The following is a 22,055-nucleotide window of genomic DNA, read 5'->3' on the forward strand; positions in this document are numbered from 1 at the left end:
TCAGTGGCGGGGGACCCAGTCGGGGCCTGCTCGTTCTCGGCTACTCGGTCTCAGGCCCGGTCTCGGGCGGCCCGGTCGCGGGGCGGGCTCAGTGGCAGGCGGCCGAGACCTCGTCGGCGTGGATGCCGGCGAACAGGTCGTCCTCGGGCAGCCCGGTGTCGACCAGGGAGCGCGCCAGATGGTAGTCCTCGGTCGGCCAGATCTCCTGCTGCAGCTCACGCGGGCAGACGAACCAGAAACCGTCGGGGTCGACCTGGGTGGCGTGGGCCAGCAGCGCCTGGTCGCGGATCTCGAAGTAGTCGCCGCACGGCACCCGGGTGGTGACCGGCCACTTGGCCGGGCGGTCCTCCCAGCGGGAGATCCAGTCGGAGTAGGGGGATCCCATGCCGCGCGTGGTCATCGCCTCGTGCAGCGCCTCGAACCGCTCCTTGGTGAAGCCCATCTGGTAGTAGAGCTTCAGCGGCTGCCACGGGTCGCCGGTGCCCGGGTAGCGGTCGGGGTCGCCGGCGGCCTCGAACGCCTCCACCGAAACCCTGTTGGTCATGATGTGGTCGGGGTGCGGATAGCCGCCGTCGTCGTCGTACGTCATGACGACATGGGGCCTGAACTCACGCACCGCGGCCACGAGCGGCGCCGAGGCGACCTCCAGCTCCTGCAACGCGAAGCAGCCCTCCGGCAACGCCTCGTGTTCGTTCTCCGGCAGCCCGGAGTCCATGAAACCCATGAACCTCTGCCGCACGCCTAGGATCTCGCGCGCGCGCGCCATCTCGGCCCGGCGGACCTCGCCGATGTTGGCCACGATCTCGGGCCGGTCCATCTTCGGGTTGAGCACGGACCCGCGCTCACCGCCTGTCAGCGTGCAGACCAGCACCTCCACGCCCTCGCGTACGTAACGCGCCATCGTGGCGGCGCCCTTGCTCGACTCGTCGTCGGGATGCGCGTGGACGGCCATCAGCCTCAGCGGTGCGCTCACGGGCTCGATGTCTCCTCTGTCAGGACCGATCACTAGCTTGGACAGGCTAGTTTCTGCTGGGCGGTCGCGAGGGCGTGACCCTCGCGGGCGACAATTGTCTCGGATAACGCTGAAGGAGTGCAGGGAGATTCCGCCATGGCCACCAGAGATGTCGAGAACGGTCCGGTTCTCGGCACACCCGACGACTTCCCGGACCGTCCCAAGCGAGGCGGTCGTCTCGTCGTGCACGTCGTGATCGGCGTGCTGGTGGCCATCATCGCAGGTGGATGGGGCTACGTGATGTGGTCGATGACCGGCAGCAGCACCGGCGCGGCCTCACAGGTCGTGTCGTTCACCGTCGAGGGGCCCAATCAGGCGGAGATCACCTTCGACGTGGACAAACCGGCCGATCGCGCCGCTGTGTGCCGGATCAGGGCACTGGACGTCAACCACGCGGAAGTGGGCAGCAAGGAAGTAAAGATTCCGGCTGGAGAGGGTAGTAAACGCCTGAAGGAACGTCTGGGCACGAGCGTGCAGGCGACTTCCGTCCACATCCAGTACTGCAATCTCGTATGATGAGACGTTTGGGGAAGCGTTCATGCGGTTGACTTGTTAGCCTTTCGCAATTAAACCGCACGCAACCTCAAATGATCCAGGGCCCCCTAGGCAGCAAGGAGAACCCGTGGCCGACTCTCGCGATGAGAACGTCACATGGCTGACGCAAGAGGCGTATGACCGCCTGAAGGCGGAGTACGAATATCTTTCGGGCCCCGGGCGCGTCGACATCGCCAAGAAGATCGAGGCCGCCCGCGAGGAAGGTGACCTGAAGGAGAACGGCGGCTATCACGCGGCCAAGGACGAGCAGGGCAAGATGGAGGCCCGCATCTTCCATCTCCGGCAGATCATCGACAACGCCCAGGTGGGAGAGGCGCCCAGGACCGAAGGTATTGTCGGACCCGGCATGACCGTGACGATCCGGTTCGTCGGTGACGACGACGAGGTGACCTTCCTGCTCGCCTCCCGAGAGGAGAGCGGAGCACCGATCGACGTATACTCGCCCAAGTCCCCCCTTGGGGCGGCGATCAACGGCAAGAAGATCGGCGAGAAGGCGACCTACAGCATGCCCAACGGCCGTCAGAACACAGTCGAGATCCTCGAGGCTGTGCCGTACATCGGCAACTGACACCCGAAGACGTCAACCGCCGGGCCCGCGCTGGCCCGGCGGATTTTTCGCGTGGCTCGGGCATCGGCCACGATCTGAGTTTCCTCGTCCGCTCCCGCAAGCGGCGTGACCACCGGCGGCTGGTGCCGTTCATCGTGGTCGCGCTGGTCGCGGTGCTGACCGCCGACGTCCTGTTACTCATGCAGCCCGGCAGGGAGATCGCGACCGAGGCCGCGCGCGCACTGCCGGAGCCCAAGCACACGCTGATGGCCGGGGCCAAGAAGTCCACGCAACCGGTGAAGCCGCTGGGCACCCTGCGCAAGCCTCACCTGTTCGTGGTGACCCGCAAGCCGTTCACGACGCCGATGCTGAAGAGGGTGGCGCGGCTGCGCGGAGTCACGGCGCTGGAGCTGGCCGACGCCGCGTCCATCATGCTCGACGGCAAGCGGGTCCAGACGCTCGCCGTCGACCCCTCGACCTTCCGGGCCTACACCCCCAAGATGACCGCCTCCTCCGACCCGCTGTGGAACAACGTGGCGGCGGGCGACGTCGCGGTCTCGTTCGTGCTCGGCAACGACGGCGGCCTCGCGCTGCACAGCCGGGTGTCCGGTCCCGCCGGGCCGCTGCGCATCGGCGCCTACGCCACGACCGGCTTCGGCGCGGTCGACGCGGTGGTCTCCCGTGACACGGGCCGCTCGCTCGGCCTGCCGAGGGACAACGCCCTGATCGTCAGCGCCCCGAAGACCGACTCGGCCAAGCTGCGCAGGAGCCTGCTCAAGCTGCTGCCCAAGGGTTCCCAGGTGGCCATGGTCAACCCGGTGCTGCCTCCCGCCCAGACCACGACGCGCGCCTGGGCCGCTGGCTCGTTCATGTCGGGCGGGCAGCTGACGGCGGCGCTGCGGGCGGCGGTCTCCAAGCTGGGCCGGCCCTACGTGTGGGGCGCCGAGGGGCCCGACACGTTCGACTGCTCGGGCCTGGTGCAGTGGGCCTACGCCCAGGCGGGCGTGCGGATGCCCCGGGTGACTCACCAGCAGTGGGTGACGGGGCCGCAGGTGCCGCTCTCCCAGGCGCAGCCCGGCGACCTGCTCTTCTGGCGCAACGACCCGACCAACCCCGCCTACATCTCGCACGTGGCGATCTTCTGGGGCGACGGCAAGATGCTGCACGCGCCGCGCACCGGTGACGTGGTCAAGCTCGTCCCGGTCAACACGCGCAACCTGGCCGGAGTGGTCCGGGTGAGCCCTGCCGTGGCGGCCAGAGTCAGGTAACCGTAAGACTCTCGTATCTGTCCGGATGCTGTGCGTGCTTTTCCCGAGCAATCGTGTAATTCTTATTACATGGGAAGCGATGAGATCACGGCGCAGGTGCGGGGCTGGTTCACCGGGCGGCTGCCGGAGGGCTGGTTCACCGGGGCGCCCGAGATCGTCAGGGACCGCGAGGAGATCGCGGTGCTCGGCACCCTGCCCGAGCCGGCCGGCGACCTGCCCGAGGCCGAGCGGGCCGCCCTCGTCGAAGGGCTGATCAGGCGGTTCAGGGAAGAGACGCGCGAGCGCCGGATCGAGATCGCCAAGGAGGCCGAGCGGAGGTTCCGGCAGAAGGTGTCGTGGGGCGTCGTCTGCGGCGGCGAGACTGTGATGTTCACCACTCTGTCGGTGCCCGTGATGACGCGGCTGCGCCAGACCGAACGACAGGTCCTCGACACGCTCGTGGCCGCCGGGGTGGCCCGCAGCCGCAGCGACGCGCTGGCCTGGTGCGTCCGCCTGGTGGGCAAGAACACCGACACCTGGCTGGCCGAACTTCGCGACGCCCTGCAGCACGTCGACCGTGTTCGCTCCGCCGGGCCCGACATCCAATCCTGAGGGCATGCGGCGCGAAGCGTCCGGCGAATGGTTTATACCTCTTGGGGAATTGGTTTAGACCAGCCTGATTGGCCTAAACCACTGCCGGGTTGATTTCTTTTAAAACGCTTCCGGATGGGTAGGCTGCCCCAATCGTCAAGGCCGCTGCCTGCGGCGGAGCTCGTGTGAACAGGTCTACGCCAATTCGCCTTCACCCGGGTTCGTCGTTAATGATGGCGGGGCCCTGAGAAGTGTGGAGGAGCCGGAGCCGTGTCCCTTTCCGTGGAAGTACCAGCCCCGACTAGCAATAGCGAATTGGTCGCGTGGGTGAGTGAGATCGCCGCCCTGACCCAGCCCGACCGGATCGAATGGTGCGACGGCTCGGAGGAGGAGTGGACGCGCCTGACCAACCTGCTCGTCGAGCAGGGCACCATGACCCGTCTGGCCAAGCGCCCCAACAGCTTCTACGCCAAGTCCGATCCGAGCGACGTGGCCAGAGTCGAGGACCGTACCTTCATCTGCTCCGAGCGGGAGGAGGACGCGGGCCCGACCAACAACTGGATCCCGCCCGCGGAGATGCGCGACACGTTCGGCAAGCTGTTCAAGGGCTGCATGCGCGGTCGCACGATGTACGTCGTCCCGTTCTCCATGGGCCCGCTGGGCGGTGAGATCTCCCAGCTCGGGGTGGAGATCACCGACTCCGCCTACGTCGTGGTGTCCATGCGGATCATGACCCGGATGGGCGACCGCGCGCTGCGTCTCATCGAGGAGCGCGGAGCGGCGCGTAAGGCCCGGCAGGGCGAGGGAGGGGCCGGCGAAGGCCGCGGCAAGCGCGACCATGAGCAGGGCGACTTCGTGCGCTGCGTCCACAGCGTCGGCGCCCCGCTGGCGCCCGGCCAGGGCGACGTGGCGTGGCCGTGCAGCTCCACCAAGTACATCAGCCACTTCCCCGAGACCCGCGAGATCTGGTCCTACGGGTCCGGCTACGGTGGCAACGCGCTGCTCGGCAAGAAGTGCTACGCGCTGCGCATCGCCAGCACCATGGCCCGTGACGAGGGCTGGCTGGCCGAGCACATGCTCATCCTCAAGCTCACGCCGCCGACCGGTGAGACGCGCTACATCGCCGCCGCCTTCCCGAGCGCGTGCGGCAAGACGAACCTCGCCATGCTCCAGCCGACCATCCCCGGCTGGAAGGTCGAGACCGTCGGAGACGACATCGCGTGGATGCGGTTCGGCGACGACGGCCGGCTCTACGCCATCAACCCCGAGGCGGGGTTCTTCGGCGTCGCGCCGGGCACCGGCGAGACCACCAACGCCAACGCGGTCAAGACGCTCTGGGGCAACAGCATCTTCACCAACGTCGCACTCACCGACGACGGCGACGTGTGGTGGGAGGGCCTCACCGACGAGGTCCCCGCGCATCTCACCGACTGGAAGGGCCGCTCCTGGACGCCCGGCGGCGACGAGCCCGCGGCCCATCCGAACGCCCGCTTCACCACCCCGGCGGCGCAGTGTCCGACCATCGCACCCGAATGGCAGGACCCCAAGGGCGTGCCCATCTCGGCGATCCTGTTCGGTGGCCGCCGCGCGACCGCGGTGCCGCTCGTGACCGAGTCGCTGAGCTGGGAGCACGGCGTCTTTCTCGGAGCCAACGTCGCCTCCGAGAAGACCGCCGCCGCCGAGGGCAAGGTGGGCGAGCTGCGCCACGACCCGTTCGCGATGCTGCCGTTCTGTGGCTACAACATGGGCGACTACTTCGCCCACTGGCTGAAGATCGGCCGTCGTGAGGGCGCCCGGCTGCCGCGCGTCTACTACGTCAACTGGTTCCGCAAGAGCGCCGACGGCCGCTACATCTGGCCGGGCTTCGGCGAGAACAGCCGTGTGCTCAAGTGGATCGTGGAGCGCCTCAACGGCGAGGCCAAGGCCGTGCCGACGCCCATCGGGCTGGTGCCCGACGCGCTCGACACCGAGGGCCTCGACCTGCCCGAGGAGGACCTGCGCACGCTGCTCTCCGTCGACCGCGAGGTGTGGCGTGAGGAGGCGGAGCTGATCCCGGCCCACTTCGAGAAGTTCGGCTCCCACCTGCCCAAGGAGCTGTGGAGCGAGTACAACGCACTGCTCGACCGGCTGTCCTGACCCGGCCCGGTACGGCTCGCCCCGGCGAGCCGTACCGGGGGCCCGAACTCCCCGAGCGACTCCGCGACCTCTCGGCCGTCCGGATGTACGGTGTGCTTGAAGCAAGCGCTTGGACGGGAGGCGGGATGCGGATCGTCGACATGGGGGACGGCACGCTCGCACCACGGGACGAGAGACCCCACGAGCCGGGGCCCGAGCTCCTGTGGAACGAGTCCTACTACCTAGACTTCGTCTCCGAGGACGGCGGGCTGGGCGGTTACGTGCGGTTCGGCCTCTACCCCAACTGGGGCCGGGCCTGGTTCTGGGCCTGCCTGGTCGGCGGTGACCGCCGGCCGGTGCTGATCGCCGACCACGACGCGAGGCTCCCGTCCGGCGGCGACCCGGCCGTCACCGGCGACGGCTACACCGCCGCCCAGCGGACCCTCGAACCCATGCGGACGGCCAGGCTCACGCTCGCCTCCGACGACCTCCACCTCGACCTGGAGTGGCGGACCGCGGGCGGCGTGTACGGCTACGCGCTGACGCCGCGCTACGAGATCCCGTGCCAGGTGACCGGCACGATCGACGGCGAGCCCTTCGCCGGCCACGGCGAGCGGGACCACAGCTGGGGAGTGCGCGACTGGTGGTCGGTCTCCTGGCTGTGGAGCAGCGGCCGGCTGGCGGACGGGACGTTCCTGCACGGCATGCAGGCCAACGTCGGCGTCGCTCTGCCCTGGCCCGCCTTCACGGTGCCGCCGGGCGGGGAGGTGGAGCACGTGGAGAACTTCTCCGCGGCCGGCGAGTTCGCGGACGACCGGCCCAGCGGGGCCCGGCTGGGCTTCCCCGGGCTCGGGACGACCGTCGAGCCGCTGGCCGGCGCGTCCCTGGAGCTGATCTCGCCCGATGGGGCGCCGGCCCGCTTCTCCAGGTCGATGTGCCGGTTCGTGGCCGACGACGGGCGGGTGGGCCACGGATGGACCGAGTGGCACCAGCCGCCGGGCTGGCGGGAGCACGGCTGGGGGCACTTGGTCTGAGACGGCGAGACCTCCTAGGTTCCCGCGTGATTGTGGACGCGCACCAGCACGCGTCCCGAGGACCGCGAGTGGGAGCCGTGGGCCTCCGGGCCGGCCCGGGCCGCCGCCTGCCCCAACGTGACGCCAAGGTGCCCGGGCTCGCGACCTCGTCCTCGGGGGCACAGCAGCACGTTTCTACGGGTTTAGCTGACTTTCGGGGGGAAACCCTTGTGACGTGGGCGGACTACGTTGCGTCGATGGATCTTTCCTGACCGTCACGCCCGTCGCGTGCACGGACAGCGTCGGCGCCCCGTACGAGATCACTCTGGAGCTTCGCCGCGACGGCACGCCGTACGGAACGGTGGGTGAGAGGTGCGGCTGGGTGCTCGCACGGCTGGCGCGCGGCGTCGACGAGGCGCGGCAGGGGCGGGGAGCGGCGCGGCGCTGGTCAGACCCCGACGACAGGTTTCCCGACGAGGAGCCCGACAGCGAGCTGTTCTCGTTCCGCTATCGCACGCGGTCGGGCGTGGTCGGCGGCGGTGAGCTGCGCTGCCAGCTGAGGACGATCCCGATGTGGGTGCCCGGGCGGGAGCGTCCCGGCGCGTGGCGGCTGACGCGCCGGGCCTTCGTGGAGGCGTGGGGGGCCGGCGGCGTGGGCATGCGGGCCGTCCTCACCTCGGCGGAGCTGTCGTCGTTCGTACGGGGACTGGTCGACGAGGCCGAGGGCTGCCTGGGCGGCCGGGACCTGTCCCGCAATCCGGTCGAAGATCTCGGCAGGAATTCCGTTGAGGGGGCGGGCACGGGCGAAACACGGTGATAATTGCCTGTTAGGTCATTCGACCCGAGGCACAGCACCGCTGGGGAGGACTCCGTGGGCCTGCGCGACCTGGTCTACCGGGTATATGAGCGCCGCTTGGAGACCAAGCTGTCCAAGGACAGCGTGCCCCGGCATGTCGGGGTCATCATCGACGGCAACCGCCGCTGGGCGCGCGCCATGGGCATGAGCGACGTGGCCACCGGCCATCGCAGGGGCGCCGACAAGATCTCCGAGCTGCTCACCTGGTGCCACGAGACCGGTGTCGAGGTCGTCACGGTCTGGATGCTGTCCAACGACAACCTCAACCGGCCCCGCGAGGAGCTGGAGCCGCTGCTGCGCATCATCGAGGACGTGACGCAGGAGCTGGTGGACGAGGGCTGGCGGATAAGTCCCGTAGGGGCACTTGACCTGCTGCCCGACAGAACAGCCAATGTCCTGAAAAATGCAAAAGAAGTTACATCACACCGTCCGGGCCTGATTGTGAACGTTGCAGTTGGGTATGGAGGAAGACGTGAGATTGCCGATGCGGTGCGCTCACTCCTCCAGGAGCATGCCAGCAAGGGTGCGAGCATCGAGGACCTCGTCGAGGTACTCGATGTCGAGCACATCGCGGAGCATCTTTACACTCGCGGCCAACCCGACCCGGACCTCCTCATCCGGACCTCGGGCGAGCAGCGCCTGTCGGGCTTCATGCTCTGGCAGAGCGCTCATTCCGAGTTCTACTTCCACGAGGCCTACTGGCCCGACTTCCGCAGGGTGGACTTCCTGCGGGCGCTGCGCGACTACGCTGCGAGACATCGACGTTACGGTTCATAATCGGACATCTGGGTATGATGCACGTAACGTTGTAAGTGTTCGACCGCAGGTCGGACGCTACGGAGAGGGCCCGCCTTTGCACCGTGACACTGCCGAGGGGGGCCGGACTCCCGGCACCATCGGCCGGTCGCGGCCGGGGATCCCGGGTCCGGTCCGATTCCCACCTCGTCTGCAGGGCGCCCGTCCTCATGGGCGCCCGGGGGAGAACGTGTGGCAGTGTCCTCGAGCAACCCTTCGACCGATCCCGCCAAGCGCACCTACGTGCTGGACACCTCTGTCCTGCTCGCCGACCCGGCGGCGATGACCCGCTTCGCGGAGCACGAGGTGGTGCTCCCGATCGTGGTGATCACGGAGTTGGAGGGAAAGCGGCACCATCCCGAACTCGGCTACTTCGCGCGGAAGGCCCTGCGCTACCTCGACGACCTGCGCGTGCAGTACGGCAGGCTGGACGAGCCGATGCCGACGGGGGATGGCACGATCAGGGTCGAGCTCAACCACAGCGACCCATCCATCCTGCCCGTCGGGTTCCGCCTGGGCGACAACGACACCCGCATCCTGACCGTGGCCCGCTCGCTGGCCGCCGAGGGCTGCGACGTCGTCCTGGTCTCCAAGGATCTGCCCATGCGGGTCAAAGCGGCCTCGATCGGCCTGGCGGCGGAGGAATACCGCGCCGAGCTGGTCGTCGAGTCCGGATGGACCGGCATGGCCGAGGTCCAGGTGACCGCGGAGGACGTCGAGACGCTCTTCGACAAGGGCACGGCCGAGATGGAGGACGCCCGGGAGCTGCCTACGCACACAGGGCTGCGGCTGCTGTCGTCCAAGGGGTCCGCCCTCGGCCGGGTGCTGCCCGACAAGTCGGTGCGGCTGGTGCGCGGCGACCGCGAGGTGTTCGGCCTGCACGGCCGTTCCGCCGAGCAGCGCATTGCGCTCGACCTGCTGATGGACCCGGAGATCGGCATCGTGTCGCTCGGCGGCCGGGCCGGCACGGGCAAGTCGGCGCTGGCGCTCTGCGCGGGCCTGGAGGCCGTGCTGGAGCGCCGCCAGCACCGCAAGGTGATCGTCTTCCGGCCGATCTACGCCGTGGGCGGCCAGGAGCTCGGCTACCTGCCGGGCACCGAGGGCGAGAAGATGGGCCCGTGGGGGCAGGCGGTCTACGACACGCTGGGCGCGATCACCTCGCCCGAGGTGATCGAGGAGGTGCTCGACCGGGGCATGCTGGAGGTGCTGCCGCTCACGCACATCCGCGGCCGGTCGCTGCACGACGCGTTCGTGATCGTGGACGAGGCCCAGTCGCTGGAGCGCGGCGTGCTGCTCACCGTGCTCAGCCGGATCGGCGCCAACTCGCGGGTGGTGCTCACCCACGACATCGCCCAGCGCGACAACCTGCGGGTCGGCCGGCACGACGGCGTGGTCGCGGTGGTGGAGAAGCTCAAGGGCCACCCGCTGTTCGCCCACGTCACGCTGACCAGGTCCGAGCGGTCGCCGATCGCGGCACTGGTGACCGAGATGCTGGAGGACATCACGCTCTAGATCATCTGAGATCTCCGCAGATGAACCGCCCCTCCGTCTTGGGGGGGCGGTTCTCGTACGTGTGGACGATCTTGACCTGTTCGAAGGCCGCGTCCTGCTGGGCCGTGCAGACGATCTGGGCCTTGGCCGGCCTGCTCAGCGTGCCGGCGCCCTTGACGAAGACGGTCAGCGTGGAGGTCCTGGGCAGCTGGATCTCGTCGCGCTGTATGGGATTGAGAGAGTCCTCGATGCGTTCCAGCGTGAACCCGCGCAGCGCGGTCTCCCGGTCGCCGAGCGGCTGCGAGGAGGCCGCGAACAGGGCCGTGAGCAGGCTCTCCACCGTGTCGGAGTCGACGTCGGCCGGCTCTCGCGTCAGCTTGCCGTCCTTCAGCAGGTAGATGGTCTTGGACGGGGGCGGCACCTGGATGACCGGCGGCCCGGTCCGCTCCTGGACGGCGTTGGGCGAGATGCCGCAGCCCGCCGCGGCGAGCGAGGCGGCCAGCAGGAGTGCCAGGCCGCTCCTCATGGCCGCGGCAGCCAGACCGTGAACAGCGTGCCCGGGTCCTGGGACCGTACGGAGATCGTGCCACCGTGCAGGTGGACGTTGGCCCGCGCGATGGACAGGCCGAGGCCGCTGCCCTGGCTGCGCGCCCGCCCCGCGCCCGCCTTGTAGAAGCGGTCGAAGACGTGGGGCAGCGCCTCCCGCGGGATGCCCTTGCCGTGGTCGCGCACCTTCACCTCCAGGCCGTTCTCCGTGCCCCTGGCGTTGACCAGCACCGGGGTCTGGCCGTGCTTGAGGGCGTTGCCGACGAGGTTGGCCACGATGACGTCGAACCTCCTCGAGTCCAGGTTGACCGTCAGGCTCCGCGAGGCGTTGACCCGCACCTGCTCGCCCCAGCCGCGCATCTCCAGGCAGTCTTGGATCGCGTCGGCCACGTTGACCGGCTCCAGGTTGAGCGTCGCGGTGCCCGCGTCGAAGCGGCTGATCTCGATCAGGTGCTCGATCAGCTCGCGCAGCCGCTCGATCTCACCCAGCACCAGTCGCACCGCCTCGGCCGACTCCTCGGGCAGCCGGTCGGCCTCGTCGTAGAGTACGTCGGTCACGGCGGTCATCGCGGTGAGCGGGGTGCGCAGCTCGTGTGACACGTCGGCGACGAACCTGCGGGACATGGCCTCCAGCGAGCGCAGCTCGGCCACGCTCAGCTCCAGCGCCGCCGCCGCGTCGTTGAACCTGGCGGTGAGCTCGGCCAGCTCGTCCTGGCCGTGGACCGGCAGCCGGGTGTCCAGCCTGCCCTCGCCGAGCGCCTGGGCGGCCGCGCTGAGCCGCCTGACGGGCAGCAGCACCTGCCTGGCCGACAGCCAGGCCACGACCAGGGCGATCAGCACGATGACGGCGCCGCCCTGGGTGAGCGTGGCCCTCAGCGTGGCCAGCTGGCTCTCCTCGTCGCGCAGCGGGAAGAAGACGAAGGCCCGCAGCCCGGTGGGCTCGGCCGTGGGCCCGCTCTGGCGGTAGACCTCGGAGCCGACGATGAGCCAGAGCTCGTTGTGGATCACCTTGCGCTGGCTGACCATGTTCTGCTTGGCCCTGCCGTACAGCTCGTTCGGCACGTCGGCCATGGTCAGCGGGCCGTCGGCGTACGACAGGTTGCGATACTCCACCACGACGCTCCGGCCGGGACCGTCGAGCGCCTGCGCCAGGTCGCCGAGGTTCTGGCTGGTGGGCGGCGCCTCGCCCTGCCTGAGCCGGCCGACGGGGAAGGTGACGCGGTTCAGCTCCCTGACCACCACGTCGATGGCGGTGTCCTCGGCCCGCTTGACCAGGGCGGCCTTGGCCAGCTCGAAGCCGATGGCGGCGACCAGGACCGAGGCGGTCACGGCGACCAGGGTGAAGGTGATGACCAGGCGCGCCCGCAGACCGGTGGGCAGCGGGATCACGGCGGGCTGAACCGGTATCCGAACCCGCGGACGGTGTGGATGAACACCGGCTCGGCCGGGCGCGGCTCGATCTTCGCCCGGACCCGCTGCACGCAGGCGTCGACCAGGCGCGAGTCGGCCACGTGCGTGTGGTCCCAGACGGCCCGCAGCAGGTAGCGCCGGTTGAGCACCTGGCCGGGATGCCGGACCAGCTCCAGCAGCAGCCGCAGCTCGGTCGGCGTCAGATGGATCTCCTTGTCGGCCAGGGTGACCTTGAGGGCGCCCCGGTCGATCATCAGGTCGCCGAACGAGATGCGGTCGGAGGTCGCCGACTCGGCCCTGCGCAGGATGGCCCGGATGCGGGCGTCCAGCACCCTGGGCTCCACCGGCTTGACCACGTAGTCGTCGGCGCCCGCCTCCAGGCCCACGACCACGTCGAGGTCGTCGCCGCGGGCGGTGAGCAGGATGACGGGGAGCTGGTCGAGCCGGCGGATCCGGCGGCACACCTCGACCCCGTCGATGCCGGGCAGCATGACGTCGAGGATGGCGATCTCGGGGCGGCGCGACCTGATGTGGTCGAGGGCCTCCTCGCCCGTGGCATAGGACGTGACGGAATGCCCCTGCCTGGTCAGCGCGAGCTCGAGAGCCGTACGGACAGAGGGGTCGTCTTCGACGAGGAGAATTCCGGCCACGGGCACATTATTCTTCCAGGCTGCCGATATGCACGTTGTGTCATAGAACTGTGACACGCCACGCACGGGACTACAAAGAACGCGCGAGACCCTGAAAGACGGCCCTCCCTTCGGTTACGGGTGCCCGAAGGGCGGGCCGGACATGTGATGAAAATCACACTTTTTACGAAATGGCACGCTAGCGCACTGGTTACCCAGGGAAGGTAAACCGAATATCCCGTTTCGGTTGCGGACCACCCCCCCACACAGGGCAAGCTCATAGGTCGTGAGCCCAGGTCCGCAGTTGAGAGAGCGCCGTGCGCCCCAAAGCTCCCGCTCGCGCCGTTCGTCCTCGCGGCTGACCCCGAAGCGGGTGCTGGCCGTCGGCCTTGGCGTCGTGATCGTCTTCGGCGGCGGCGGCTTCGTCGCCTACCGCGCGGTGCAGAACGCCAACTCCACCCCCACCCCGTTCTCGGCCGAGGAGTTCGGCAAGATCGCCAGCGGCGATCTCACCGCCCCCGACCCCGAGGCCGACACCCTCAAGGAGGCGGCGGTCCAGGCCTACAAGGCCGACCAGCTCAAGAAGGGCCGCGCGGGCGGCAGCAGCAAGGACTTCGACTGGGTCGAGGTCAAGGAGAGGGGGCCCGGCGGCGACGGGTTCCCGCCCGCCAACTTCCCGCCCGGCAGCAACCCGTCCCCCGGCAGCAACAAGGCCGCCGCCAAGGGCCTGCTGGCCTCGTACGGCTTCGGAGCCGACCAGTGGGGCTGCCTGGAGAGCCTCTGGCAGAAGGAGAGCGGCTGGAACGAGCGGGCGATGAACCGCTACTCCGGCGCCTACGGCATCCCCCAGTCGCTGCCCGGCAGCAAGATGGCCAGCGCGGGCGGCGACTGGCAGACCAACGCCGTCACCCAGATCAAGTGGGGCCTCGGTTACATCAAGGGCCGCTACGGCACCCCGTGCGGCGCCTGGGGACACTCACAGGCCAGGGGTTGGTACTGACAGGTCATCGTTTCCCTCTGTAATCGGCAAGCCGTCGCGCCCGGCCAGGTAGGGGAGCGCACGCTGACCTCATGGGTGTGAAGGTCAGTGTGATCGTCAATGTCCACAACCCGGGTGTTACGGCCGATGCGTGCCTGCACTCCGTGCTGGAGCAGACTCTGCCCGCGGACGAGTATGAAGTGATCTTCGTCGACGACGGGTCCACGGACGGGATCGCGGAACGGCTCGACACCGTCGCCGCCGTCCGCCGGAACGTCCGGGTGCTGCACCTGCCCCAGACGGGCTCGCCGATGCGCGGCCGCAACGTCGGCATCGCGGCCGCCCGGGGCGACTACGTCTACCTGATGGAACAGTGCGACCGGCTGGAACGCGACGCCCTCGCGCGGATGTACGACAGGGCAGTGGAGACCGACGCCGACGTCCTCGTCGGCCGGCTCGTGCGCGACTGGGGCCCGCCGGTGGCCGCCTTCGAGCAGAGCAGGGCCCGCGCCGACATCCTGCGCGACCGGCTGTTTAGCCTGCTCACCCCGCACAAGCTCTACCGGCGCGCGTTCCTCGAAGAGCACGATCTGGGCTTCGCCGTGCCCGGCGGACGCGTCGCCGAGCAGGCGTTCGTGGTCCGCGCCTACCTCCAGGCCAAGATCATCGCGGTGCTGGCCGAGCACGTCTGCTGCCACCTCGGCGAACGGGCCGAGCCGGAGGAGGACCCGCGGACGCTCGTGGCCGAGCTCCGGTCACTGCTGGACGACATCGACGCCTTCATCGGCGAGGGCCGCCACCGTGACCGCATGTACGGCCACTGGTTCCGCTCCACCGTGCTCAGGCCGTTCGTGGGGGCCAGGTTCGCCGCCTCGTCCGTCGACCGCGGCCTGTACTTCACCCTGCTCAGGGATCTGGTCCTGGAACGCTTCCCCGAGCGGCTCGACCGCTACCTGCCCGTCCAACTGCGCGCCGTGGCCACGCTGCTGCGCCTCGGGCGGCTCGACCAGATCGTGGTCCTGGCCAACTCCACGGGGCGGACCGGGCTGCGCGCCGACCTGACCGAGGTCCGGTGGGACGCGCACGTGCTGGTGCTCGAACTCGCCGTCGAGCTCCTGGGCGCCGACGCCCAGCCGGCCAGATACCGCGCGGAGGACGACCGGCTGTACTGGATCCCGCCGCGCTCCGTCGACGCCAGGCTCCTGCCGGACGACGTCACGGAGATCACCTCCGCCGTCGAGCGCGCCCGCATCGAGGTCTACGTACGACACTCCGAGACGGGCGTGGTGCACTTCCTGCCCGTGGCCTACCAGGTGGAACGGGTCAAGGACGGGCGCCGGCACGCCAGGGTGCGGATCCGGGGCGAGGCCAGGGTCGACGTGACCTCGGCCGCCCTCGGGGAGCCGCTCCGGCCCGGCCAGTGGGAGGTGCACGTCCGCATGTACGGCGGAGCCCACCAGGCCAGGAGCCGGGTCGGGCGCCCCGAGGGCCCGCTCAACTGCATGGGCGTGCTGTCCCAGCGGCCCAGGACGCGCCTGGTGGTGCCCTGCTGGAGCGACATCGGGGAGCTGGGCCTGGCCATCGAGCCGCGCTCGTTCTCCGAGTCGATCGCGCTGGTGTCGCCCGGCGTGTCCATCCGGCGGCTGAACGGGCACGTGTACGTCGTGCTGCCCGTGCCGTACGTGCCGCCGAGCGGCGGGCCGCCGCTGGAGCTGGTGCTGCGCAACGCCACCAGGCGGGCGCGCGAGGTGTGCGCGCCCGCCCTGGTCGAGCCGGGGCTGCCGGGGAAACTGGCCGGCCAGCTGGTGGCCAAGGTGCCGGTCAAGCGGATGCTGCCGAGCCGGGACCAGCTCGGCCCCGGCGCCTGGCTGTCGTCGCTGCGCACCGCGGACGACGAGATCGGGTTGCGGTTCGGGCTGGAGATGCGCCGGGGGAAGATCGTGGTGCGCCCGGCGGCCGCCGTGGACCCCGAACGCCGCTCCCCGATGGGCAGGGACACGGTGTGGCACCGGCTCGGCCGGCGCCTGCCCGGCGCGCGGCACCTGGTGCGCCTGGCGCGCGCGGGCCAGAGCCGCTACCTCAAGGACTGACCCACTCCTCCAGCTCGGCGAAGGAGTCCCTGAAGACCGGAAGCATCGGCTTCAGCTTGTCGGGATAGACGTCGACCAGGCTGTCGAGGTGGTTGCCGCCCTCCACCCGGTGATAGCGGAAGGGCCGGTGCGGACCGACCATCTCGGCGTACACGTCGGAGTCGCGGGTGATCGGCAGCAGCGTGTCGAGCGTGCCGTGCAGGGTGATCAGCGGCTTGGTGATCCTGCCGGTCAGCGCGATCTTGGCCACCGCGGCGTACGGCTTGCGCGCGTCGTAGTCGTAGTCGGCCGCCGCGCCCTGGTAGCCGGGGTCGAGCTCCTTCTGGTAGATCTCCTGGGTGAGCTCCCAGTAGTACTGCCGGTGGAACGGCCACAGAAACTCCGAGCCCGGCGCGAAGCCCGCCTTCAGCACCCCCGCCTGGTCGGGATACGCCTTCAACGCCTTCGGCAGGTAGTTGAGCACGTTGTCGCCCTTGACCCGCCAGAGCGTGCCCTCCCAGTCGATGCCGCCGTCGTAGAGCTCGCCGCGGTTCTCCAGCTGCCACCTGACCAGGTAGCCGCCGTTGGAGATGCCGGCCATGAACGTCCGCGTGGGCCGCTTGCCGTACTTCTGGCTGACGACGGACTTGGCCGCGATCGTGAGCTGGGTGACACGCTCGTTCCACTCCGCGATCGCGTCGCCAGGACGGCGGCCGTCGGTGTGGAAGGCGAGGCCGGTGTTGCCCTTGTCGGTGGAGGCGAACGCGTAGCCCTTGGCCAGGACCCAGTCGCCGATGGTGAAGTCGTTGGCGTACTGCTCCCTGTTGCCCGGGGTGCCGGTGATGACCAGGCCGCCGTTCCAGTTCTCGGGGAGCCTGATGACGAACTGGGAGTCGTGGTTCCAGCCGTGCGTGGTGTTGGTGGTCGAGGTGTCGGGGAAGTAGCCGTCGATCTGGACGCCGGGCACGCCGGTGGGGTTGACCGTGGCGGCCGAGTGGAGCCCGGCCCAGTCGGCGGGGTCGGTGTGGCCGCTCGCCACCGTGCCCGCGGTGGTCAGGTCGTCGAGCCTGGCGGTGACGGTATGCTCGGCGCCGGGCACCTTGAGCCGCTGCTCGGGCGGGGCGACCTGCTGCGCGGGCGTGAGCAGGCTCGCGACCAGGGTGAGAGCGAGGAACATCAGGCCTCCTTGATGTGGCCGGCCAGCAGACGCTGGAAGTCGGCGGGGTGCTCCAGATGCGGGCTGTGGCCGCAGTCGTCGAGGACGACCTCCCGGTAGCGGCCGTAACGGTCGAGCACGTTCCTGGTCTGGGTCACCATGGGCTGCGCGGGGGTGCCGGGCGAGCCGGGCACCACGCCGAGGGCGCCCAGATGGGCCAGGTCGAACAGCGAGGTGTCGGAGACGATCACGTCGTCGGCGCCCCTGATCCACAGGATGGGCGGCTTGGGCTCGACGTCGGGCAGGTCGTCCAGCCGGAACCTGGTGGGGGCGGCCGCGTTCAGCACGCCGTGCGCGCCGGGGGCCACGCCGGGCCACTCGGCCGTGGTGACCGCGTCGCCGGGATAGTTGGCCTCACCCACCCGGGTGGTGAGCATCGACCGGACGTAGAAGTCCTCGTCGGGCACGGGGTGCTTGACGTAGGAGGCGCGGAAGACCGACAGCGGGGACGTGGGCGACTCGTCCGAGGTGTCGCCCGCGCGCAGGCGCTCCAGGAAGTCGGGGTTCACGGCGCCCGCTCCGGAGCCCGTCCCGTCGGCGTGGGTGAGCTTGCCGTCGGGGCCCTCGGTGCCGCCGAACCCGTACGGCGAGATCGGGTTGACCAGCGTGACCGACCTGATCGCCGCGGGGCGGTCGCGCAGCATCTGCATGACGACCCCGCCGCCCAGGCTCCAGCCGACCAGGTGCGCGCCGTCCAGGCGCAGCTCGTCGACGAGCTCCAGGAGGTCGTCGGAGAAGTCGCGCAGCCCGCGTGAGGCGTCGACCGGCTCGGGGTCGGTTTCGCCGAATCCGCGCAGGTCCGCCGCGAGCGGGCGGAAGCCGTCGGGGAGCGCGGCCATGCTGTCGCGCCAGAAGGACGCCGACGACACGTTGCCGTGGACGAACAGCACCGGCTCGCCCGTCCTGCCCTCGACGGTCAGCACGTGCTGGGTGAGTCGGGGCGTGGTGATCTTCATGCCCGCCACGACGGCCGAAGTCGTGCCACTCGACGGTGGTGCCGATGAGACTCGTGCCGACGATTTTCTGATGGAGGTCGCCATGCCGTCACGCTAAGGAGTGACGGTCGTCACTCATATGGGGGCGGGGCCCACAGTATGAGGGTCAGAGGTGTGGCCAAGGCGATGCAGGCGGAGCGCCAGCTGGATCTCCAGGGCCCGCTCCGGCTCCAGCCAGCCGTCGCCCAGCAGCTTGCCGACGCGGTCGAGGCGCTGGGTGACGGTGTTGACGTGGATGTGCATGGCGTCGGCCGTACGGGAGGGCGAGCCGCCCGAGGCGAAGTAGGCGGCCAGTGTGCCGGCCAGCGCGGTGCCCCTGCGGGCGTCGTAGCCGATGACCGGGCCCAGCACGGAGTCGACGAAGCCGCGCACGTCGCGGCCCTCGCCGATCAGCAGGCCGACGAAGCCCAGCTCGGCGGCGCTCGCGCCGTCTCCCGCGCGGCCGAGCGCGATGAGCGCCTCCGCGCAGCGCCGCGCCTCCAGGTAGGCCGTGCCGACGTCCGCGGCGCGGGCGGCGCCCGCCGTGGCGGGGGAGTGGATCGACGCGCTCAGCTCGGCCGCCACGCGCCGCGCGAGAGCCCCCGCGTCCTGGCCGGGCAGCAGCAGCACGACCTCGTCGGCGCGTCCGGCGGCCAGCCCGTGGCTCATCGTGGCCTGCGACGAGGCCCAGAACGCGGCCCGCTCCCGCTGCCCGTCGTGCCTGACGACCACCACGACGTGCGGCGCTCCGAGGTCGATGCCCAGCCGCAGGGCCCGGTCGGTCAGGCCGGGGGAGCCGGGCCTGGAGATCAGGTCGTCGAGCAGCTCGCCCCGCACCCGCCCCTCCGCCTCGGCCACGCTCCTGCGGAACAACAGCAGCAGCGCGCAGACCAGCGCGGCCCGCTCCAGGATGCGCTCGTCGGCGTCGTCACTGCGCAGGATGAGCGTGCACAGCGGCTCCGCGCCGACGTCCACCGACGCGATCAGCAGATCTGCCCTGCGGACGGTACGGCCCAGCGCACGCGACGCCTGCGCGGCCTCGAACACGCCCGCGTCGAGCTCGCCCACGTCACCCGTGATCGGCCTGCCCAGGTCGTCGAGGACGGCCAGCGAGCCGCCGAGCACGTCGGTCACCACGGCGGCCACGTCCTCGATGCCGCCGCCGCGCAGCACCAGTGAGGTCATCCGGTCGTGGGCCTTGGCCGCCCGCTCGACCGCCTCGGCGTGCTCCCTGGCGGTGCGGTGGGCGCCGGACAGCTCCTCCAGCGCGTCGCGGGTCTCCTGGAGCAGCCTGGCGTTGTCGATCGCGATCGCCGCGTGCGCCGCCAGGCTCGCCAGCAGCGAGACCTCCTCCTGGTGGAACGGCCGGGCGCTGCGGTTGGCCGCGAACAACACGCCGATCACCCGCCGGCCCAGCCGCAGCGGCACGCCGAGGATCGCGACCAGGCCCTCGTCCGCGACGGCCTCGTCGATGTTGCCCTTGTGGTTGAACCGGGCGTCGGCGAAGTAGTCGGCGGTCGCGTACGGCGTGGCGGTCTGCGCGACCAGTCCGCCGAGCCCGGCGCCCATGGCCAGCCGCACGGCCCGGAACTTGGCCGAGATCGACCCGTCGGTGACCCGCATGTAGGTGTCGCCCCGCTCGGGGTCGTGCAGGGTGAGGTAGGCCGTGTCGGTGGCGAGCAGCTGCCTGGCCCGGTGCACGATCGCCTCCAGCACCGCGTCGAGGTCACGCAGCGCGGACAGGTCGCCGGCGGTCTCGTAGAGCGCCGACAGCTCGGCCTCACGCCTGGCCCTGCGCTTCAGCAGCGCGCGCACCTTGAGCGCCTCGATCTTGGCGCGTTCGAGCTCCTCGATCGTGGCGGGGTCGGCCCCGGCGGCCCGGGCCTGGATGATCGGCCCCTCGAACTCGACGGCGGACGCCTCCCTGCTCAGGAGCTCGAGGAAGCGCAGGACCACTAGCGCGCCGTCCAGCCGCCGTCGACAGGCAGCGACACTCCGGTGATGAACGACCCGCCGGGCCCGCACAGGTAGGCGACCAGCTCGGCCACCTCCGCGGGCTCGATCAGCCGCTTGATCGCCGTGGGCCTGAGCATGACGTCCTCGACGACCTCCTCGGGCGGGATGCCGTGGGTTCTCGCCTGGTCGGCGATCTGCCCCTCGACCAGCTCCGTGCGCACGTACGCGGGGCACACGCAGGTGGAGGTCACGCCGTGCGACGCCCCTTCGAGCGCGACCACCTTGGAGAACCCCTCCAGCGCGTGCTTGGCCGTGACGTACGCCGACTTGTAGGGCGAGGCGCGCAGCCCGTGCACCGACGAGATGTTGACGATCCGTCCCCAGCCCTTGGAGTACATCGCGGGCAGGACGTGTCGCGTGATCAGAAACGGGGCCTCCACCATGACCCTGAGTATGGTGCCGAACACCTCGGGCGGGAAATCCTCTACGGGCGCCACGTGTTGGAATCCGGCATTGTTCACCACGATGTCGATCTCATGGGGAATGTCGTGGATGAAGGCTGGATCTCCCAGATCGGCCACCACGGCGGTCCCGCCGATCTCGGCCGCCACCCGCTCCGCCGGCTCCGCCCTCCGGTCGACGACCAGCACCCGCGCGCCGGCCTCGGCCAGCCGCCGGGCGCAGGCGGCTCCGATGCCTCCTCCGGCGCCCGTGACGAGTGCCGTCCTCCCCGTCAGCTCGTTCGCCATCAGCTCCTTCGCCATGTTCCGACATTAGGCGCTCCACGGCGAAGGCAGCATGGGGCCGACCGACATAGATCACTGAGTGATTGTGTGGCCGTGAGCGGCTGATATGCTGCACATCATGACCGCGTACCTGTCCAGCTGGTGGCCCGCCTCCTAGGCGACCCCGCAGCGACACTACGCGTACCGGCCGCCTCGACGAGGCGGCCGTCGGCATTTCCAGGGACGTCCCGTCGAGCATCTCAACAGACGAAAGGGCGCACCCGTGACCACCACCTGGGCCGCACTGCTCGGCACGCTCCTCGACGGCACCTCGCTCACCACCCGGCAGGCCGCCTGGGCCATGGAGCAGATCATGTCGGACGCCGCGACCGACGCGCAGATCGCCGCGCTGGCGGTGGCCCTGCGTGCCAAGGGCGAGACCATCGCCGAGGTCGCCGGGCTCGCCGACGGCATGCTGTCGAGATCGTCCGCCATCAGGATCGCGGGTGACACCGTCGACCTGGTCGGCACCGGCGGCGACCGGGCCAACACGGTCAACGTCTCGACCATGGCCGCCATCGTGACCGCGGCCGCCGGAGCGCGGGTCGTCAAGCACGGCGGCCGGGCCGCCTCGTCCTCCACGGGAGCCGCCGACGTGCTGGAGGAGCTCGGTGTCCGGATCGACCTGCCGCCCGCCGCGGTCGTCCGGGTCGCGGAGGAGGTCGGCATCACCTTCTGCTTCGCGCCCACCTTCCACCCGGCGCTGAAGCGGGCCTCCGGGCCCCGGCGCGAACTCGGCGTCCCCACGGTGTTCAACTTCCTGGCGCCGCTCACCAACCCCGCCCTGCCCGCGGCCCAGGCCGTGGGTGTGTTCGACCCGGCCATGGCGCCGGTGATCGCGGGCGTACTGGCCGAACGCGGCGGCTCCTCGCTCGTCTTCCGCGGCGACGACGGCCTCGACGAGCTCACCACCTCCGGCCCGTCCACCGTCTACGTCGTCCGGCGAGGCAGGGTGACCCGCACCGCCCTCGACCCGGCCGACCTCGGCATCCCCCGGGCCCGCCCCTCCGACCTGCGCGGCGGCGACCCCGCGCACAACGCCCGGGTGGTCCACGCCGTCCTCGACGGCGAACCCGGCCCCGTCCGGGACATCGTCCTGCTGAACGCGGCCGCCGCCCTGGTCGCCGCCGAGGGCGCCCCGCCACCGGCCGACCTCATCTCCGCCCTGTCCGCCGCCCACAAACGCGTCACCGAGGCGATCGACTCCGGCGCGGCCACGCTCCTCCTCTCCCGCTGGATCGCGGCGACCTCCCGGTGAGTCCGTGGCGG

Annotated in this window: 20 protein-coding genes; 12 read left to right on the top strand and 8 right to left on the bottom strand. The window is 70.3% G+C overall.

All coding sequences use genetic code 11. The features are described 5' to 3' along the window. Positions 1 to 88 precede the first annotated feature (88 nt). Positions 89 to 973, bottom strand: a complete 885-nt coding sequence (gene mca / locus AB0C16_RS03600) for a mycothiol conjugate amidase Mca (protein ID WP_357678460.1) — start codon at positions 971 to 973, stop codon at positions 89 to 91. 135 nt (positions 974 to 1,108) lie between these two features. Here mca and AB0C16_RS03605 point away from each other — a divergent pair, with 135 nt between their 5' ends. The 9 genes from AB0C16_RS03605 (at position 1,109) to AB0C16_RS03645 (ending at position 10,243) form a co-directional block, all read left to right on the top strand. After that, the gene (locus AB0C16_RS03605; protein WP_357678462.1) at positions 1,109 to 1,528 is read left to right on the top strand and encodes a DUF4307 domain-containing protein; all 420 of its coding nucleotides are present in this window, start codon (positions 1,109 to 1,111) and stop codon (positions 1,526 to 1,528) included. 106 nt (positions 1,529 to 1,634) lie between these two features. Beyond that, positions 1,635 to 2,135, top strand: a complete 501-nt coding sequence (gene greA, locus AB0C16_RS03610) for a transcription elongation factor GreA (protein WP_357678464.1) — start codon at positions 1,635 to 1,637, stop codon at positions 2,133 to 2,135. Between the two features lie 122 nt (positions 2,136 to 2,257). Beyond that, positions 2,258 to 3,382 (top strand): C40 family peptidase, encoded by a 1,125-nt coding sequence (locus tag AB0C16_RS03615; protein WP_357678465.1) that lies wholly within the window; start codon positions 2,258 to 2,260, stop codon positions 3,380 to 3,382. 69 nt (positions 3,383 to 3,451) lie between these two features. Next, positions 3,452 to 3,973 (top strand): hypothetical protein, encoded by a 522-nt coding sequence (locus AB0C16_RS03620; RefSeq protein ID WP_357678467.1) that lies wholly within the window; start codon positions 3,452 to 3,454, stop codon positions 3,971 to 3,973. A gap of 249 nt (positions 3,974 to 4,222) precedes the next feature. After that, the gene (locus AB0C16_RS03625) at positions 4,223 to 6,088 is read left to right on the top strand and encodes a phosphoenolpyruvate carboxykinase (GTP) (protein WP_357678468.1); all 1,866 of its coding nucleotides are present in this window, start codon (positions 4,223 to 4,225) and stop codon (positions 6,086 to 6,088) included. A gap of 125 nt (positions 6,089 to 6,213) precedes the next feature. Then, complete coding sequence (locus AB0C16_RS03630) at positions 6,214 to 7,101, top strand: hypothetical protein (RefSeq protein ID WP_357678470.1); 888 nt, start codon at positions 6,214 to 6,216, stop codon at positions 7,099 to 7,101. Between the two features lie 214 nt (positions 7,102 to 7,315). Continuing rightward, positions 7,316 to 7,897 carry a hypothetical protein gene (locus AB0C16_RS03635; protein ID WP_357678472.1) on the top strand — a complete coding sequence of 194 codons (582 nt, stop codon included), beginning with the start codon at positions 7,316 to 7,318 and terminating at the stop codon, positions 7,895 to 7,897. Between the two features lie 54 nt (positions 7,898 to 7,951). Beyond that, a complete protein-coding gene (locus AB0C16_RS03640) occupies positions 7,952 to 8,713 on the top strand; it encodes an isoprenyl transferase (protein WP_357678474.1) in 762 nt (253 codons plus the stop codon). Positions 8,714 to 8,923: 210 nt separating this feature from the next. Then, entirely contained in the window at positions 8,924 to 10,243 is a 1,320-nt protein-coding gene (locus AB0C16_RS03645; RefSeq protein WP_357678476.1) for a PhoH family protein, read from the top strand. 1 nt (position 10,244) lies between these two features. Here the strand turns inward: AB0C16_RS03645 and AB0C16_RS03650 are convergent, their stop codons facing one another. From AB0C16_RS03650 to AB0C16_RS03660, 3 genes are read right to left on the bottom strand one after another with little or no spacing between them, the layout of a single operon-like run. After that, complete coding sequence (locus AB0C16_RS03650) at positions 10,245 to 10,748, bottom strand: hypothetical protein (RefSeq protein ID WP_357678478.1); 504 nt, start codon at positions 10,746 to 10,748, stop codon at positions 10,245 to 10,247. Beyond that, complete coding sequence (locus AB0C16_RS03655) at positions 10,745 to 12,157, bottom strand: ATP-binding protein (RefSeq protein ID WP_357678480.1); 1,413 nt, start codon at positions 12,155 to 12,157, stop codon at positions 10,745 to 10,747. The genes AB0C16_RS03650 and AB0C16_RS03655 overlap by 4 nt, the downstream gene beginning before the upstream one ends. Continuing rightward, positions 12,154 to 12,828, bottom strand: coding sequence for a response regulator transcription factor (locus AB0C16_RS03660; protein ID WP_357678482.1), 675 nt, complete (start codon positions 12,826 to 12,828; stop codon positions 12,154 to 12,156). The genes AB0C16_RS03655 and AB0C16_RS03660 overlap by 4 nt, the downstream gene beginning before the upstream one ends. A gap of 283 nt (positions 12,829 to 13,111) precedes the next feature. On the opposite strand from AB0C16_RS03660, the gene AB0C16_RS03665 reads away from it, so the two are divergent. Both AB0C16_RS03665 and AB0C16_RS03670 read left to right on the top strand, forming a co-directional pair. Next, positions 13,112 to 13,807 (top strand): lytic transglycosylase domain-containing protein, encoded by a 696-nt coding sequence (locus AB0C16_RS03665; RefSeq protein ID WP_357678484.1) that lies wholly within the window; start codon positions 13,112 to 13,114, stop codon positions 13,805 to 13,807. Between the two features lie 71 nt (positions 13,808 to 13,878). Continuing rightward, positions 13,879 to 15,876, top strand: coding sequence for a glycosyltransferase family 2 protein (locus tag AB0C16_RS03670; RefSeq protein WP_357678486.1), 1,998 nt, complete (start codon positions 13,879 to 13,881; stop codon positions 15,874 to 15,876). On the opposite strand, the gene AB0C16_RS03675 is transcribed toward AB0C16_RS03670, so the two are convergent. From AB0C16_RS03675 to AB0C16_RS03690, 4 genes are all read right to left on the bottom strand, one after another. After that, entirely contained in the window at positions 15,866 to 17,032 is a 1,167-nt protein-coding gene (locus AB0C16_RS03675; RefSeq protein WP_357678488.1) for a tannase/feruloyl esterase family alpha/beta hydrolase, read from the bottom strand. The two genes, AB0C16_RS03670 and AB0C16_RS03675, sit on opposite strands and share 11 nt — an antisense overlap. Then, positions 17,032 to 18,027, bottom strand: a complete 996-nt coding sequence (locus AB0C16_RS03680; RefSeq protein ID WP_357678490.1) for an alpha/beta hydrolase — start codon at positions 18,025 to 18,027, stop codon at positions 17,032 to 17,034. Before AB0C16_RS03680 ends, AB0C16_RS03675 begins: the two co-directional genes overlap by 1 nt. Positions 18,028 to 18,141: 114 nt before the next feature. Then, positions 18,142 to 20,001 (bottom strand): GAF domain-containing protein, encoded by a 1,860-nt coding sequence (locus AB0C16_RS03685; RefSeq protein ID WP_357678492.1) that lies wholly within the window; start codon positions 19,999 to 20,001, stop codon positions 18,142 to 18,144. Beyond that, positions 20,001 to 20,765, bottom strand: coding sequence for a 3-hydroxybutyrate dehydrogenase (locus tag AB0C16_RS03690; protein WP_357678494.1), 765 nt, complete (start codon positions 20,763 to 20,765; stop codon positions 20,001 to 20,003). The genes AB0C16_RS03685 and AB0C16_RS03690 overlap by 1 nt, the downstream gene beginning before the upstream one ends. 244 nt (positions 20,766 to 21,009) lie before the next feature. On the opposite strand from AB0C16_RS03690, the gene trpD reads away from it, so the two are divergent. After that, entirely contained in the window at positions 21,010 to 22,044 is a 1,035-nt protein-coding gene (gene trpD, locus AB0C16_RS03695) for an anthranilate phosphoribosyltransferase (protein ID WP_357678496.1), read from the top strand. Positions 22,045 to 22,055 lie beyond the last annotated feature (11 nt).

It is taken from the genome of Nonomuraea sp. NPDC048916 (genome assembly GCF_040649575.1).
Taxonomy (GTDB): Bacteria; Actinomycetota; Actinomycetes; order Streptosporangiales; family Streptosporangiaceae; genus Nonomuraea.